Source organism: Candidatus Zixiibacteriota bacterium, assembly GCA_021159005.1.
Classification (GTDB): domain Bacteria; phylum Zixibacteria; class MSB-5A5; order UBA10806; family 4484-95; genus JAGGSN01.
Map to the genome: position 1 here is coordinate 25,986 of JAGGSN010000210.1, position 15,248 is coordinate 41,233.

At 41.0% G+C, this 15,248-nt stretch carries 17 protein-coding genes; 1 reads left to right on the forward strand and 16 read right to left on the reverse strand.

Annotated elements, in window-relative coordinates; all coding sequences use genetic code 11:
• Positions 1-50: 50 nt before the first annotated feature.
• Positions 51-2,690: a zinc-dependent metalloprotease gene (locus tag J7K40_13980; GenBank protein ID MCD6163505.1), complete on the reverse strand. Its 2,640-nt coding sequence runs from the start codon at positions 2,688-2,690 to the stop codon at positions 51-53.
• 171 nt (positions 2,691-2,861) lie between these two features.
• On the opposite strand from J7K40_13980, the gene J7K40_13985 reads away from it, so the two are divergent.
• Positions 2,862-3,710: a proline dehydrogenase family protein gene (locus tag J7K40_13985; protein ID MCD6163506.1), complete on the forward strand. Its 849-nt coding sequence runs from the start codon at positions 2,862-2,864 to the stop codon at positions 3,708-3,710.
• Positions 3,711-3,756: 46 nt separating this feature from the next.
• Here the strand turns inward: J7K40_13985 and J7K40_13990 are convergent, their stop codons facing one another.
• The 15 genes from J7K40_13990 to J7K40_14060 form a co-directional block, all read right to left on the reverse strand.
• A complete protein-coding gene (locus tag J7K40_13990) occupies positions 3,757-4,233 on the reverse strand; it encodes a hypothetical protein (protein ID MCD6163507.1) in 477 nt (158 codons plus the stop codon).
• A 130-nt stretch (positions 4,234-4,363) separates the two neighbouring features.
• Positions 4,364-4,558 (reverse strand): hypothetical protein, encoded by a 195-nt coding sequence (locus J7K40_13995; protein ID MCD6163508.1) that lies wholly within the window; start codon positions 4,556-4,558, stop codon positions 4,364-4,366.
• A gap of 178 nt (positions 4,559-4,736) precedes the next feature.
• Entirely contained in the window at positions 4,737-6,182 is a 1,446-nt protein-coding gene (locus tag J7K40_14000) for an RtcB family protein (protein ID MCD6163509.1), read from the reverse strand.
• Between the two features lie 328 nt (positions 6,183-6,510).
• The gene (locus tag J7K40_14005) at positions 6,511-6,999 is read right to left on the reverse strand and encodes an archease (GenBank protein MCD6163510.1); all 489 of its coding nucleotides are present in this window, start codon (positions 6,997-6,999) and stop codon (positions 6,511-6,513) included.
• Positions 7,000-7,065: 66 nt separating this feature from the next.
• Positions 7,066-7,419, reverse strand: coding sequence for a hypothetical protein (locus J7K40_14010; GenBank protein MCD6163511.1), 354 nt, complete (start codon positions 7,417-7,419; stop codon positions 7,066-7,068).
• 122 nt (positions 7,420-7,541) lie between these two features.
• Positions 7,542-7,784 (reverse strand): hypothetical protein, encoded by a 243-nt coding sequence (locus tag J7K40_14015; protein MCD6163512.1) that lies wholly within the window; start codon positions 7,782-7,784, stop codon positions 7,542-7,544.
• A 257-nt stretch (positions 7,785-8,041) separates the two neighbouring features.
• Positions 8,042-8,416, reverse strand: coding sequence for a PEGA domain-containing protein (locus tag J7K40_14020; protein ID MCD6163513.1), 375 nt, complete (start codon positions 8,414-8,416; stop codon positions 8,042-8,044).
• Between the two features lie 364 nt (positions 8,417-8,780).
• Entirely contained in the window at positions 8,781-9,548 is a 768-nt protein-coding gene (locus J7K40_14025; protein MCD6163514.1) for a ComF family protein, read from the reverse strand.
• Positions 9,520-10,341 (reverse strand): prolipoprotein diacylglyceryl transferase, encoded by an 822-nt coding sequence (gene lgt / locus J7K40_14030; GenBank protein MCD6163515.1) that lies wholly within the window; start codon positions 10,339-10,341, stop codon positions 9,520-9,522. The genes J7K40_14025 and lgt overlap by 29 nt, the downstream gene beginning before the upstream one ends.
• A gap of 2 nt (positions 10,342-10,343) precedes the next feature.
• Complete coding sequence (gene rodA / locus J7K40_14035) at positions 10,344-11,552, reverse strand: rod shape-determining protein RodA (GenBank protein ID MCD6163516.1); 1,209 nt, start codon at positions 11,550-11,552, stop codon at positions 10,344-10,346.
• Complete coding sequence (gene mrdA / locus J7K40_14040; GenBank protein MCD6163517.1) at positions 11,549-13,261, reverse strand: penicillin-binding protein 2; 1,713 nt, start codon at positions 13,259-13,261, stop codon at positions 11,549-11,551. Before mrdA ends, rodA begins: the two co-directional genes overlap by 4 nt.
• Before the next feature lie 74 nt (positions 13,262-13,335).
• Complete coding sequence (locus tag J7K40_14045; protein MCD6163518.1) at positions 13,336-13,833, reverse strand: hypothetical protein; 498 nt, start codon at positions 13,831-13,833, stop codon at positions 13,336-13,338.
• Positions 13,823-14,611, reverse strand: a complete 789-nt coding sequence (gene mreC, locus J7K40_14050) for a rod shape-determining protein MreC (GenBank protein ID MCD6163519.1) — start codon at positions 14,609-14,611, stop codon at positions 13,823-13,825. Before mreC ends, J7K40_14045 begins: the two co-directional genes overlap by 11 nt.
• The gene (locus J7K40_14055; protein MCD6163520.1) at positions 14,612-15,067 is read right to left on the reverse strand and encodes a PTS sugar transporter subunit IIA; all 456 of its coding nucleotides are present in this window, start codon (positions 15,065-15,067) and stop codon (positions 14,612-14,614) included.
• 9 nt (positions 15,068-15,076) lie between these two features.
• A complete protein-coding gene (locus J7K40_14060; GenBank protein ID MCD6163521.1) occupies positions 15,077-15,244 on the reverse strand; it encodes a Trm112 family protein in 168 nt (55 codons plus the stop codon).
• Positions 15,245-15,248: the final 4 nt, after the last annotated feature.

The following is a 15,248-nucleotide window of genomic DNA, read 5'->3' on the forward strand; positions in this document are numbered from 1 at the left end:
CCGTTTTAGGCGGACACCCTTACTCTCAATTAGATTATTATCTTATAATATTATTTTTTCACAACGCCAATATTTCTATCGATACCGGCTTTCAAAGCGGCATCAATACGCGCTTTCGACTCTTCAAGGTGTGCTTTAGTGATTATGTCTAATGTGGGAACAGTAATAGCCTTAGCAATAGCTCTCTGGAGGATTTTCAGGTCGTTCCTGGCTAATGTTCTGGCATCCTCAGGTATACCGGCCTGCTTTTGCAAAACCATGCCGATTGCTTTATCCAGATGATAACGCTGGAGTCGCCTTCTGAAACTATTGATATTCTTACCGCTGACAATTTCTGGAGACCAAACAGCCCGTCGTAAATCGGTGAACATATCAGTCATAGTATAAATTTCCTGACCTTTTTCATAGTGAAGGACTATGTCTTGTAGTCTCGATAAAGCGATTGGATTATATAGGCGGTCTATCGCTATTTTTTGGCAGGAAAATACTCTGTCATGAATAGGGTAATCCAAACGCTTAATTTTGCCGGCAGACCATTTGAAATCCTCAAGCCTTTCGGGCTGAAGCTTATTCAATAGCGATGCCGGGAAACTAAACACATCCGGCGCAAACAGATGTTCTTTTAGAAACTGCATAGCCTCTTTTTGCTTTGATGCTGGTACCGGCTCAAAGGGAAGTGTGTTTTCCGAATCGCCAACATGATAATTATTATGATAGATGCCGCCGATAAATTTGGGAATCAGACGAGCAATATAATAATACGGACTCCAACCGCGGTTAAAAGCCGTTAACATTTTCTGATATCGATTGCCGGGGTTTTCAAATTTCTCCTCTATTTTATCCCAAAGCTCCGTAGATAGAGATATTTCATCCAAAAGGTATGCCATCGGATCAGAACTTAAATCAAACATATTACAAAGCGGGTCGATTGATGTCATGGAATTGCCGAACACGTCCTCATCGGTGGCATAAATCAGAAGCGGGTCGGTGCAGCGGGAAGCGATTTTCTCAAGTTCAGGCAGTTCATCCTCAGGAGTTGCGGCATCAATAGGTTTGTAGCCATATTCGATTGCCCAAAAATCATATGTGCCGGGTATGGAATGGAAAAACTCGCCCTGCTTGGTTCCCTCGGGAGCGATATTGGCGGGATTGTAATCCATAACCGAACCGGTTACACCAAGCTTTTGCGTTCGGGTTTTATCATGCCGCTGTTCATTGGTATTGATAGTCGAGGCTTTGAAATTATGACGAAGGCCTAAAGTGTGCCCAACCTCATGCACAACAAGATCGACTATATATGCCTGCACAAATTCCTTTGTTGTTTCGTTTTCATCATCAAAATCGCTGCGAGCGTTTAGAATATTCATGGCAAAGGAGGCATCCTTGGCGGACTCCTGGGCATAATTGCAGCGGCGATGGTTAGAAAATATGCCGTCATTATAGAAATCGGGTTCAGCTGTTTCGCTAACCAACGGGTCGATATAATATTCTGACTTGATATACATCCAGCGAATAAAATCGACACAAATTCTGACATCGGCATCATATATCTGGCCTGTATACGGATTAGTATGTGATGGTCCCACCGCATAACTTCTGCCGGGAAATACCACCCATTGAATAGTACTGTATCTCGCATCGGCAGGGTCCCAACTGGCAGTATCAGACATCTGCTTAACTACGATAGCATCTTTAAAGCCAATTTTCTCGAACGCCTTATTCCACAGAAGCACTCCCTTTCTTACATATGGCCGATACTCTTCGGGAATAGTATTTCCCAGCCAATATACTATCGGTTTCACGGGCTTCGAAAGCGCCGAATCGGGATAGGCTTTTTCTAGATGCCAGCGGTTGATATAGCGAACATACGGCGTCTCTTTATCCAATTGATTATAATCCTGATAAAGCGTCTGGAAATACCCGATGCGGTCATCGGCAAAGCGCGGCTTATAACCGGTATCAATCAATGCCGACAGTGAAAAATGATAGGTGTGAAGCATACTGTATGAGCTGGGGAATGTCTGAGCATCATTGGGCTTTTTGGTTTCAAAATGATAGACAGCGTCGATTTCACTGTTTAGCGGGAAAGATTTAATTTCCCCGAAATAGCTGTTGTCTTTATCGAAAGTGTATTCCAGCTTGCCTTTTTTCCCAAGATAATAACTGATATTGCTTATATCCTGAATGAAGAAAGCCGAGGGGTCGACTAAGACCGTCTTAGTCTCTTTTTCGGGTTCCGATTCGATTTTGGCAATTCCGAAAATCGAATTGCTAACACCTCTTTCGATAGCTCGAGACAGCGTTGAAGAAGTATCGGCTCTGAACCGCAAATTTTTCTGAATCATATGAATATTTTTTCCGATTCGCTTAAACTCGAATGGAAACTCTCCTATATCGGCGCCATTGTCATAATAAGTGCCATCGCCGGCAGAACGAGTGATATTACACATATAAGTTTGCTCAAATTGATCAGGCTTTATCTCCATATAAACTTTGCCTTCATCGGCTTTAGTATAAAATGTGAAAAAACCATCGATTTTTTTATAATCCTTGATTACTTCCTCGAACGCTTTGCCATTCTCTTTTTTCTTGTCATTGTCTTTTTTCTTTTTAGCCTCAAGCTCGCCGGCAGGTATTAGCGCAATTAAGACAGACAGCAGGATTAGAAGCAATTTAGCGGGTTTAAACATACAACCTCCATGTATTTGAAATATGTTGAATTGTTAAATTAGATTCGATAAAATGAATTGTCATAATGCTAAATAGAATAATATTATCTTTATAATAAAGCAATTAAAATATTCTCTTGCATATTTGAGCCTGTGATTTTAAATTGGGGGGTCATATTAGCGGAGGAATTAATGGGTTTTTTAGCATTTTTTGCGCAACGGTTTATTGCGGGAGAGACAGTGGAAAGCGCCATTACGGCGGTAAACCAACTTAACGCATCGGGCATGACAGCGACTCTGGATATTCTTGGAGAGAATGTCAAATCACAGGAGCAAGCGATACGGACGGCTGATAAATATATTAGCATGCTTCAGACTATTGCCGATACCGGCATCAATTCGAACATATCGATAAAGCTTACTCAAATGGGGTTGGATATATCCGACCAGTTTTGCTATGATAACGTCAGCCGGATATTAGACAAAGCTGACAAGCTGAACATTTTTGTTCGGGTTGATATGGAAGGTTCTGATTACACCGAAAGGACTCTTCAGCTTGTATTCAAATGGTATGAGAAATACAAGAACATGGGCATAGTAATTCAATGCTCTCTTTATCGCTCTGAGAAAGATATAGAGGAGTTGAATAAACGTAAAATAACGGTAAGACTATGCAAAGGAGCATATAAAGAGCCGAAAACAGTTGCTTTCGTATCCAAAGATGAGGTTAACGCCAATTTTATAAAGCTGACCGAAATGCTTATTAAGGATGGCGTTTATCCCGCTATTGCCAGCCATGACAGCGTCATGCTAAAAGCCGGTTTGGATTTAGCTGAAAAATATGGCAGAGGCAAAGATGATTTTGAATTTCAGATGCTTTATGGGATCAACCGTTCGGCTCAACGCGAGTTAGTGGAGCAAGGTTACCGGGTAAGGGTTTATACGCCATTTGGTAATCACTGGCTGCCGTATTATTTAAGACGGATGCGCGAACGCAAAGAAAACGTGCTGTTTATATTAAAGCATCTGTTTAAGGATTAATTATATCAGTAAACGCGTAGGGGCGTCATATACCCTGAGAGATTAGCTATTCGATAGAGATTTCGGTATTTTTATTACATTCAGGGAATAAGTCAATTAGAATAATTTCAAGTTTATACAATCTTGCTAGTATAATATATTGATTTACCATTAGCGAAGATGCTACTTTTATATATCCGCTTTTTCCTGCGCCTTTATAATCATGATTTCTCATACAAATATATAATTTTTTTACTCGAGAATCCAGCAAAGCTTTCAGAACATCTTTAAAAAATTCAGAAAATGCATCAGATAAGCTTATTTCGAAAGCAGTTCCGGTATCCAAATCTAAAATATCAAATGCTTGTAGTTTTGAAGAGTCGATTTTTGTTTCTTTACTTTCATTTAATGCATCAAACCTTAAAGTCATTCCTTCAGCTACAGGTGCTTCAACATTAACTCTGGTTTTAAATCTTTCCTTGATTATTTCTTGTAATTTTTTTGTAGTTCTAGATGTCTTAGCTTCATCTCTATAATCTTCCAATAAATCTATTTGTTTTAGCCATTATTTTTTGTAGGAAGCAAAATGATATCCTCTTCTATTTGTTTTAATCTTAAAAATCTGATAAAAGAATTTTTTTATTTCATTTAATATTTCTTCTTCTGGTTTCATTTTACCAATCTATCTCTTTAAAACCATTCATGGCAAATTCTTTTCCGCAATTAGAACATCTAATTAATTCAATATATTCTGAATCTGGAAGACAAACAAGAATGTTTTTTTCGTCAAAAAAACCTTCATACATCTTATCTGCATGAATTATAAATTTGTTATTCCCACATTCACAACAATTTTTATAATAATCCATATTATTTTACCTCCTATTTATATTTATTTAAACTATATTAAATTCAAACTTTAAATTGAAACCTTAATATTCACTATCACCTTTTCCTATTGCTTTTAAAGTTCTTATTATCTCCTTATCACCTTGTTTCATCTTATACGTTTTTCGTCTTAAGAATATTATTGATATTTAATTTCTCTCATCCCTTAATATTCGCCAATGGCAGAAAATGCGCCACCTTTTTCGATATCCCCAGATTGTGAACAGCATCGACAACCATATCAACATCCTTATAGGCAAAACCAGCCTCCTCAGCCAAGCCTTTCATCGAGGCGGCTCTTACTGTTATGCCCTGTTTCGTCATCTGGTCTTTAAGCTCATGGCCGCGTATTTTCCGCTTGGCGGCGGCCCGCGACATAAGCCGCCCGGCGCCATGAATAGTACTGCCAAAAGTGATATTCTCAGCTTGTTTTGTGCCCACAAGCAGATACGAACCCGACTGCATTGAGCCGCCAACCAGCACCGGTTGCCCTAAAGGGCGATATTTTTCAGGCAGATCTTTATTGCCGGGGCCAAAAGCGCGAGTGGCGCCTTTGCGATGGACAATCAATTCCTCTAGTCCTTGGCCGGTATCATATTTTTCAATCTTGGCGATATTGTGGGCGACATCATAAATAAGATTCATTCCGAGTTCCTCAGCCGACTTGCCTAATATCTTTGCAAAGCCTTCTCTTACTCTATGCATAATCACCTGACGGTTGACAAATGCTGTATTGGCGGCGGCAGCCATGGCGCTGTAGTATGCCTGCCCTTCCAGCGAATCGAATGGGGCGCAGGCAAGCTCGCGGTCGTTGGTGCGGATGCCATACTTTTTCATCGCCGCGCCGAAACTCTTAAGGTAATCCGTGCCTATCTGATGTCCGAAACCGCGCGAGCCGCAGTGTATCATAACAGTAATCTGGCCAGGCTGGTCGATTCCCAAAGCCGAGGCAACAGATTTATCGCATTGCTCATCGAAAGTAACTTTCTGCAGTTCTAGATAATGATTGCCCGAACCGAGAGTGCCGACCTGATCCAAGCCGCGTGTTTTAGCCTTATCGGAGACATTATCGGGATTTGCGCCGGGGATTTTGCCATTCTGCTCGGTGAATTCAATATCGCTATCCCAGGCATAGCCCTTTTTCAGACACCAGGATGATCCCTCTACCATAAGCTTATCAAATTCAGTCCGGTTCAGCTTTATGATGCCCTTGCAGCCAACTCCGCTGGGCACAAGCTGATATAGCAGGTCAATCAGTTCCGTAATCTTGGGCTTAATTTCTTTTTCGGTGAGATTGGTTCTTATCAATCGGACGCCGCAGTTGATGTCAAAGCCGATACCGCCGGGCGAGATAACGCCGGTCTTGGTACTGAATGCCGCCACGCCGCCAATCGGAAAGCCATACCCGCGATGGCCATCCGGCATGCAGAGCGCATAACGCCGTATGCCCGGCAGGCAGGCAACATTGGTTATCTGCTCGATAACGCCCTCATCAAGGTTATCAAGCAGTTTTTTCGAGGTGATTAAACGCGCGGGGACTTTCATCCCTTGCTTTGACCCTTTGGGAATCTCCCAGGTGTAGTCGTCAATTTTAATTTTTTCCATATTATCCCCTATTCCATATTAATCATTTAATAGTAGGAGCTTTCCAGACCCGATATTTTCCAGCATTGCTAATGTTATTCCGCCCTCAGGATGTCATTCGCTTAGGCTCATTTCCATCCTGAGGGATGTGAAATTTGACGCGTAGGGGCGTATTGCATACGCCCTCTTCTGTTATGCCTCAGGATGGAAGGACATCTCAAACGGACGATATCCTGAGACCGAACTGCTTTGCATGCGCCCACTCTGGTTACCAAGCGGCGCTTGGTAACCAGAGTAAAGCGGCGCTTGGTAACCAGAGTAATTGGTAACTTGAGTAATTCTCATCATCTTACAAATCCAATATCACATGACCGCTATAGCCGCTGTTGGTTTTCCTCACGCTCAATTTATGATATGTAACTGCTTTTACATCGGTTCTCAAATCATGTTTTTTAATGTCGATATACTCACCGGTTGCTTTGCATTTAAGCTTATAATTACCGCATGCCTCAGGATGGAAGGACGCCTCAAGCGGACGACATCCTGAGTCCGAATTACCGCTTATCTCGATATCGAATTGCTTGAAAAATATCTTCTCTACATCTTTTATATAGATTAACTCCGCCAAAAAGGCAAACAGTAAATCCTCGACAGTCTCGGCATCAACAGCGAACTCGACTGTCTCTTTCGGTTCCACCTTTGCGGTATCGGTCATCGCCTCGAAAGACGCTATGCCGCAGACCGCGAACAGTTCCTCAAGCGAATCGCCATAAGCCTCGAACTCGAAATCGGCGAAGGCGCCTGCCTCGATTATTTTGTATTTGGGTTGTTTGTGCATCATGGTTTATTTATTGCGCCGTCAATTGTCGGGTTTCCTCCTTTGATCGGAACCCGACCTGCTTTGTTAATCAATGATATCAGCTATCAGACTATATTTCAGCTTAATTTCTTTTATATGCTTATCGTGGCGACGTATATTAATTATTGATCTTATTATAAGATAGAGGCCTAAAATGACCAAAGAAACATTTATTATCATCAAAGGCACAAATAGATGCATTATATGAGCAGCGTCATAATATTTGGAGGTAGCTATCAAAAAACTAAGCACTGATATGGGTATTGCAAACATGGCAATTCCGGTGCGCAAAGATGCCAATGAAGTTCTCTTTTCTGCCAAAAGTAATTGAACCTCATTAATAATGATACTTTTAGGCTTATGCTTGTCTTCCTGAACGTCTTTTGATTTTAAACTCAACGGGTTTTCATTTAAATCCATAGTACTCGTCTCTGATTTATTTTCCATTTTATCTATCCTTTATATGCCTCGGGATAGAAGGACTCCTTAAACGGACAACATCCTGAGGCGGAATTGTATCTCTACAGACTGTCGGGTTTCTCCCCGCCGCGGTCCGCCATAGGCGGAGAATCCGACCTGTTTTCTTTAATAAGCGCCTTTTCTTTCATTATTGCTAACACATTAGAGGGTTCATTTGTTTCCGAAGCATTTCCGGGAACCGTAACAAGATTTTCGCAATGAGGGCAGTATAGTTCATCAAAAGGCAACAAAAATCCCGCGATAATGAGCTTACCGCATTTAGCGCAATCAAATTTTAATCCCATTTTATCTCCTGCATTCCTGTTTCCTCATGCTTTACGCCAGCAAATTGATGAGTTCATATTTTCATCCTGATATATTCATCCTATATGCTACCCTAAATAGGCAGAAGTCAAAGACTTCTTCCCTACTTTGCTGTTTTATATTCTACTACGCCGTACCCCACCAAATTGATGGGTTTAAATTTTCGTTCTGATATTTCAATCCTATATGCTACCCCAAGCAGGCAGGAGTCGGGGACTCCTGCCCTACTTTGCTATTGCTAATAAGTTCTTTTAATATCCAACGGCAAATCAATATTTGAAGTATCCAATCTGTACCATGAACCCGTTGCAGCATCCACTATTACAGGTAAAAGTCCACATAGAACATCAAGAACAATTATACCTCCCGATACACGATTTGCTATCGAATATGTTTTGTCTTCATACCCATCTTTTTTGAAAGTAACAATATAGGAATCATTAGTTTTTAGTTTTAGATGAATTGGCGTTTTCCCCATGTTATTCCCATTTATTATTACCGTTGCACCCTCAGGGTCAGTGTTCATGCTAATATTTTGGCCGGAACCTAAAAATATTGCACCGCATCCGTTTAAAACTAATAGTATTAATGTTAGCACTACAAACTTCTTCATTTTCTACCTTTCTTTTAAAAGTTCGCTGTGATATTTAATTTATAACTATAATATATAATTTCTTATGACAGAACCTGTCAGTAATAATTAAATATTTCTTATTAATATTACGCTTCATTAGTATTAGGTTGGGTTATCCGCCTAAGGCGGACCTCAGCGGGTGAGAAACCCGACACCCCTCTACCCCTCAAATACTCCAATTTATCAAAAAAATACATCCATTTCCTCCCTTTAAGACTTTAATAAATATAGCCTAATGTCCTTATAATATCAATGCCTTTTATTATTCGTGGTTGGCGTACGAGGGCGTATGCAATACGCCCCTACGAGAAACTGACGTACACCAACTACATCAAATTATCGTTTAAATGCGGTTTGATATACTGCGAGAGCCTCGATTGTTCGATATCAGGGCAAACACCGCGACATCTTTGACGCCGGCGGCATACAGCGCCTTGGCGCACTCACAGCAAGTGGCGCCGGTGGTTACTATGTCATCAATCAAAAGCACACGTCTCCCCTTAAGATTGGCAGAGTCATCAACGGCAAAAGCATCGGCGATGTTTGTCCATCTTTCGCTGGCGCTAAGATTAGCCTGCAGTTCCGTCTTTTTGACCTTCCTTAATATGTCATACTCAACCGGAATAGCCAGCCTTTCCGAAACATCCTCGGCAATTATATGAGTCTGATTAAAGCCCCGATTGTTAATGTCTTTTTTTAACATCGGCACCGGTATAATGTAATCGAAGCTTATCCCCTGCATTCTATTATATAATTTATCCATAGCGATTTTGGTTAGATATCGTCCAAGCTCATTATGACCATCGAATTTGAATTGATGTATCAGTTCCCTGACGACATCCGCATATAGCCCCCAGTAATACATGCGCGGCACATTAAATTTCTTCTCAACTCGACACCGGCAGGCAATACCCTCCGGACATTTGCATATCAGGCAGACTGCGCCATCGCCGGAGAAATCCAGATGTTTGCGGCAATCATCACATAAAGGATTATGCGGGTTCTCCATATATTCATGGCAGCCCGGACATGCGGGGGCAGAAATGAAAGCAAATATCTCATCCAAGCAATAGCTTGTTTTTTCACGCAGGCTGTTCAGCAGGTTTTTCATTTTTTCGCTTCAGATAAATAAACCATATAATCGCTATGATGATTAAACATATACACAGGAATTGATTCCTTGTAAAGTTTATATCGCCTATAGAGGCGAATATCATGGAATCCTCATAATATCTGATAAAATCGATGATAAACCGCCAGCCGCTATATAACATCACCGCCAGCCAGAATGTGAAGCCGTGAAAAGTCTTTTTCCGTTCCAAAAGCAGAATCAGGCCGAATAGTATAAATCCCGCCGCAGAGGAGAATAATTGGGTAGGCCAAATTGCAGCATCGGGAAAAACCCAGCCAGCCATAGAATCAGGCGGAAACACTACGCCGCAGCTGCATTCTGTCGGTACTCCGAAACAGCAGCCATTGAAGAAACAGCCTATCCTCGTAATGCCCAAACCAAGGAAAAATGCTGGCGCCATCGAATCGAGAAGCGGCCAGGGCAGCATCCTTTTAATGATAAAAAATACCATTACCGCTATAATAGCCAGCACAATACCGCCCATCATCGACAAACCGGCAATGCCGACCTCGCCTGATGATTGGAAAGGATTGACGGCATCAAGCCAGTGTCCGGTAAATTCCTCGACATGATAGACGACATAAAACAGGCGCGAACCGATTATGGCAGCGACTAAGATTATAAAGCTTAAATCTATCATCACCTGGCTGTCAAGCCCTGATTTTTTTGCCCTTGCTGCTGCGACCCAAACTCCGACAAAGAAGGAAATCGCTAAAGCCAAACCATAGACTTTTATATGTATCGGGCCTAAACTAAAAAGATCTGGATGCATATTTAATACTCCTGCCAATCACGGTTAATAGCTAATAATAAGCCAATAGCGCTCCAGAAAAACAGCATCGATGAACCGCCATAGCTAACAAACGGCAAAGGCAAACCGGTTACCGGCATCAAGCCAAGTGTCATGCCGATATTGATTATTGTCTGAAAAAGAACCGCCGATATTAAGCCTCCGGCGACATAGCTGTAAAATGTATTTCTCACTTTGTAAGCTATCATAAAGCCTCTAATAATCAATGCCGCAAATAATATAATTACAATAACGCAGCCGACAAAACCCATTTCTTCGCCAATTACAGAATATATAAAATCGGTATGCTGAGCGGGAAGATAATTAAGCTTTGTCTGCGTGCTCTCGATAAAACCCTTGCCCCAAAAACCACCTGAACCGATAGCGATTTTCGATTGGATAATCTGATAGCCGGCGCCTGCGGGATCCTGGCCAGGGTCAAGGAAAGTCAATATTCTCAGGCGCTGATATTCATGAAGACGATTCCATAAAATTGGCGTTATCATTCCCAAAGATAAATTCAGCGTAAAATAAATTAAGCTCGGTAATAATTTGGGCCGCACCATATAAAGCAAGAATAAAAACGCTACGAAAAATATCGCCCACGACAGCCAGTGGAAAGCGGTAACAATACTTATAACCGGTGATATAACCATCAGTATTCGCGAAATAGGTGCGCCTGTCCAGATAAGCAAGCCGAAAAATATTGCTATACCCACAAGCGAACTGCCGAGGTCGGGCTGTTTGATAACCAGCAAAGTAGGGATAGCAACAATAATCATACCCGCAAATATAGTAGAGAATTTCTGTTGTTTCGCCCGTCTGTATGCCAGAAACCTTGCCAAAGCTAAGCATAACGCCATTTTCATGAATTCAACCGGCTGAATAGCTATATCGCCAATCTGAAACCAGCGAGCGGTTCCGGATTTGGAAAATACTAATACCAAAATGAGCAAGGCAACAGCTATGGCATAATAAACATAAGCCATAGCCTCATGAACCCGAAGCGGAATAAAATATATTATGATAGCCGTTATAATACCTGCGGCAAGCCATATTATCTGTTTCTGATAGTAAGACAATCCTGCCTGAGCGGCAAAATGATGCGTGGCGCTGTATATAAAAGCTATGCCGATAAGCGATAACAGCAGCGCTGACCCTAATAATACATAATCTATATCCAATTTATTCATAATGACGCTTGTTTTATATTTTCACCAAGGAAATAATATTTCAAGATCTTTTTAGCTAATGGAGCGGCTTCAGAACTTCCATGACCGGCGTTTTCAACAATAACGGCTATGACAATTTCCGGGTTTTCGACAGGCGCAAAACATACAAACCAGGCATGTTCGTTGCCATGAGGATTTTGAGCAGTGCCGGTTTTGCCCGCCACCGGTATACCCGGCAGACTTACAAAGCGCGCGGTGCCATGCTGTTCGCTGGCAACGCCGTGTAAAGCATCAACAATGATTTGGAAATTCTCTTTATTAACCGGCAGCTTGCCGACAATCTCAGGTTTACAAATAATCGTATCGCCTTCATAAGTAATAATTTTATTAAGAATTCGAGGTTTATATATAATACCCTCGTTGGAAATTGCCGCATATAATACAGCCATCTGTAAAGGCGTAACTAAAATTTCACCCTGACCGATAGCGAGATTATTCATAAAGTATTTTGTCCACCCTCTAACGCCATAGCGCTTATCAAAATAAGCGGACGTGGGACATATACCGGCTTTTTCGCCAGGGATGTCGATGCCGGTTAATTCACCCAGCCGGCATAAAGGCATAAACTGGTCCCATAATTCCATACCGCAAGCAAGTCCAAGCTGGTAAAAATAAATATTGCATGATTGAACAATGGCATCATGAAGTTCAAGTTTTCCATGCCCGCGTTCGAGCCAGCATTTGAAAATCCTGTTGCCGAATTTTTTCTGGCCGCGGCAAGGATCGAATTCTTTTTCCATATCAACTTTATCGAAATGTAAAGCCATCAAGGCGGTAAATGGTTTGAATGTGGAACCGGGCGTATAAATCCCTTGAATAGCGCGGTTTAGCAGCGGATAAGTAGAATCGGCCATGATTTCTGCCCATTTCTCGGTCGGGACTACACCCGAAAACAGATTGGCATCAAATTTTGGACTTGAAGCTAAAGCTAACACGCCTCCATTATTAACATTCAAGACGACAATAGAACCCTGTCCTTTGGCAGCAAGAATAGACTCGGCAAGTTTTTGCATCTGCCAATCGATGTTTAACTGAAGCGTAGCTCCTTTTTGGGGCGATATATCCTCTCTTTCGGAGTATTTTCCCAGCACTCTGCCTCGTGCGGTTACCTCAAGATATGATATGCCGTCGAAGCCCTTAAGATAGTAGTTATAAAATCTTTCCAGCCCTTTTTTGCCGATAATCTCGCCCTTTGAATATTTATTATTAGCTTCAATCTCATTTTCAGATACTTCTCCAACATAGCCATATACATGACTGCCAAAACCATTTTCGGGATAAAGCCTTGTTGGCTCAACCCGAAATACCACTCCGGGAACATCAAGCGAATGTTCCTCAAGTATGCTTATTGTTTTAAAATCAACATCCCGTTTAAGACGAATCGGTTGAAATTTCCCTTTCCAGCCTGCCGAAATAATCTTCTTCAGATAGCTTTCATCCATTTGAAGCATACTGGCAAGGATCGCCGATTCTTCATCGATATTGGGAACCTCATAAGGCACAAGATAAATCGTATATGACGGTCTGTTCTGGACGATAATATTATTGTTGCGGTCGATTATCTCTCCTCTGGGCGCTTTTATAGGCACGATACGCACGCTATTATCAATTGAAGCCTTACGGTATTTAGCGGAGGCAAAAACCTGAAGCGAAAATAGTTTTATAAACATCACTATACAGCAAAAAAGTATAATTGCAAGACTAAGCCGTAAGCTATACTTGCGGGTTGCAGTATGATAAACCATTAAATCAGTTTCCTTAATATATGACGATATCTGATAATTATAAAAACAATAATTCCCGCAATAGCGGTGTTGATGCTTGCGAACAAAATTGTTGTTATCATATAAGAAAAGTTGATAATAAATAAATCAAAATTTGTAAACAGCTGATAGAAGAAGTTATATACGAAAATAGAACATATAAGGGTTGCTATCTTACTTGGTAATGGGTCGATTACAATTTTGTTTTTAATAATACAAACAAGATAACCGATTATTGCCAGCAGAAGGCTTGCCCAACCCAACTCTATTGGAGTAAGCGCGCCAACAAGCAAACCAACCGCAAAACCAAAAATAACTACGGTTTTGGGATTGCATGTCAGCGCTACCCAGATAGTTAAAATTAGCGCCATATCAGCATTGGTATTAGCAAAACTAGTTCGCGGCGCAATAATTATCTGGTAAAATAGCGTAAAGATAGCACCGAAAATTAATTTTATAGTTATGTTTTTATTCATCATAGATAACAACAAAAACTTCCTCAAGAGAACCGAAATCGACCGCTTGTTTTACGATAACATTCTTAAATAAAGTCCCTTCAAGATTTTTAGCATAAATTACAGTTCCCACCATCAAACCAGGCGGAAAAATACCTCCCAATCCCGATGATATAATCGTATCTCCGACCACCACTTCGCTTTCAATCGGAACATCCCCCATTTTCAGGAATCTGCCTCCCTCCCAGCGAATAATCCCCATCGCCCTTGTGGTTTGATCAATAGCTGAAACTTTGCAGTTATGATCGATTAATAATTGAGCAACTGCTGAATTGCCGGATACACCGATAGTCTTGCCAATAATTCCATCCGCAGTTATTATCGGCATATTGACACCTATGCCTTTATCCTTACCGGCATTGATTTCTATTGATTTAGCCATAGAACCAGGGTTTAAACCAATCACCTCCGCCGGGATTAACCGATAAGGTATCTGCAAATCAAAATTCAGCATCCGGCGCAAACGCATGTTCTCATAGTGGTCTTCAGTATACTTGGCTGCCTGCATCGAAACTTGTGTCAGTTTCTGATTCAATTCGATATTTATATTTTTAGTATGAGTCATATCAGTAAAAAACTTATCTACCTGTATAATTGGATAGAAAAACGCAGTAATAAAAACCCTTGATACAGCTATCTTAAAAGATAAAGGCAGGATAATCAGAATTATAGAAATAAACGCAGCAGCGAAAATCGGTAAAAGCTGCTTTCTTTTAATTTGTTTTATTGCTGATGATAGCATCTATTCGTTTGAATCAAGTATTTCTATTAAATCTTCTTTATATTTAGCTTTTATCAATTTACTTCGGTTTTTTTCGTTTTTCATTAAGAATGAAAGTTTTGCCATCACATTAAGATGCGCGCCGATGGCATCCTCCGGAGCGGCAATCAGGAAGAACAGGTTAACCGGTTTACGGTCCATAGCCTCAAAATCAACGCCTTCTTTTTTTCGTCCAAATGCTATTACAACTCCGCGTACCGATTTGGTTTTAGCATGAGGGAAAGCTACATTATAGCCAACTCCGGTAGTAACCAGTTTTTCTCTTTCGAGAACCGCTTTAAGAAGCTCGTCTTTATTTTTAACCATTTCTGAGGCAGCGGCAAGTTCAACCAGTTCGGTAATAATTTCATCTTTTGTATTGCCTTTTAAATCGAATGATATGAGATTATCATCAATAAAACGCGACAGTTTTATCATATTTTCCTCCTAAATTTTTTCCGCTTCATCAATCAACATAACTGGAATATCTCCATCCTCGATACGGTATTTCAGCTTGCAGGCATGACACAATAAAACATTATTGTCTTTGTCATATTCCAGATCACCCTTGCATTTGGGGCAAGCTAAAATCTCCAGCAGTTTTTCACTTAACATAATG

Excerpts from the sequence above, each read along its gene's own strand:
- J7K40_13995 (MCD6163508.1), bottom strand. The coding sequence starts at position 4,558 with ATGGATTATTATAAAAATTGTTGTGAATGTGGGAATAACAAATTTATA.
- J7K40_14015 (MCD6163512.1), bottom strand. The coding sequence starts at position 7,784 with ATGGGATTAAAATTTGATTGCGCTAAATGCGGTAAGCTCATTATCGCG.
- J7K40_14005 (MCD6163510.1), bottom strand. The coding sequence starts at position 6,999 with ATGCACAAACAACCCAAATACAAAATAATCGAGGCAGGCGCCTTCGCC.
- lgt (MCD6163515.1), bottom strand. The coding sequence starts at position 10,341 with ATGCATCCAGATCTTTTTAGTTTAGGCCCGATACATATAAAAGTCTAT.
- J7K40_14045 (MCD6163518.1), bottom strand. The coding sequence starts at position 13,833 with ATGATGAATAAAAACATAACTATAAAATTAATTTTCGGTGCTATCTTT.
- mreC (MCD6163519.1), bottom strand. The coding sequence starts at position 14,611 with ATGCTATCATCAGCAATAAAACAAATTAAAAGAAAGCAGCTTTTACCG.
- J7K40_14000 (MCD6163509.1), bottom strand. The coding sequence starts at position 6,182 with ATGGAAAAAATTAAAATTGACGACTACACCTGGGAGATTCCCAAAGGG.
- J7K40_13985 (MCD6163506.1), top strand. The coding sequence starts at position 2,862 with ATGGGTTTTTTAGCATTTTTTGCGCAACGGTTTATTGCGGGAGAGACA.
- J7K40_14055 (MCD6163520.1), bottom strand. The coding sequence starts at position 15,067 with ATGATAAAACTGTCGCGTTTTATTGATGATAATCTCATATCATTCGAT.
- rodA (MCD6163516.1), bottom strand. The coding sequence starts at position 11,552 with ATGAATAAATTGGATATAGATTATGTATTATTAGGGTCAGCGCTGCTG.
- mrdA (MCD6163517.1), bottom strand. The coding sequence starts at position 13,261 with ATGTTTATAAAACTATTTTCGCTTCAGGTTTTTGCCTCCGCTAAATAC.
- J7K40_14020 (MCD6163513.1), bottom strand. The coding sequence starts at position 8,416 with ATGAAGAAGTTTGTAGTGCTAACATTAATACTATTAGTTTTAAACGGA.
- J7K40_14060 (MCD6163521.1), bottom strand. The coding sequence starts at position 15,244 with ATGTTAAGTGAAAAACTGCTGGAGATTTTAGCTTGCCCCAAATGCAAG.
- J7K40_13980 (MCD6163505.1), bottom strand. The coding sequence starts at position 2,690 with ATGTTTAAACCCGCTAAATTGCTTCTAATCCTGCTGTCTGTCTTAATT.
- J7K40_14025 (MCD6163514.1), bottom strand. The coding sequence starts at position 9,548 with ATGAAAAACCTGCTGAACAGCCTGCGTGAAAAAACAAGCTATTGCTTG.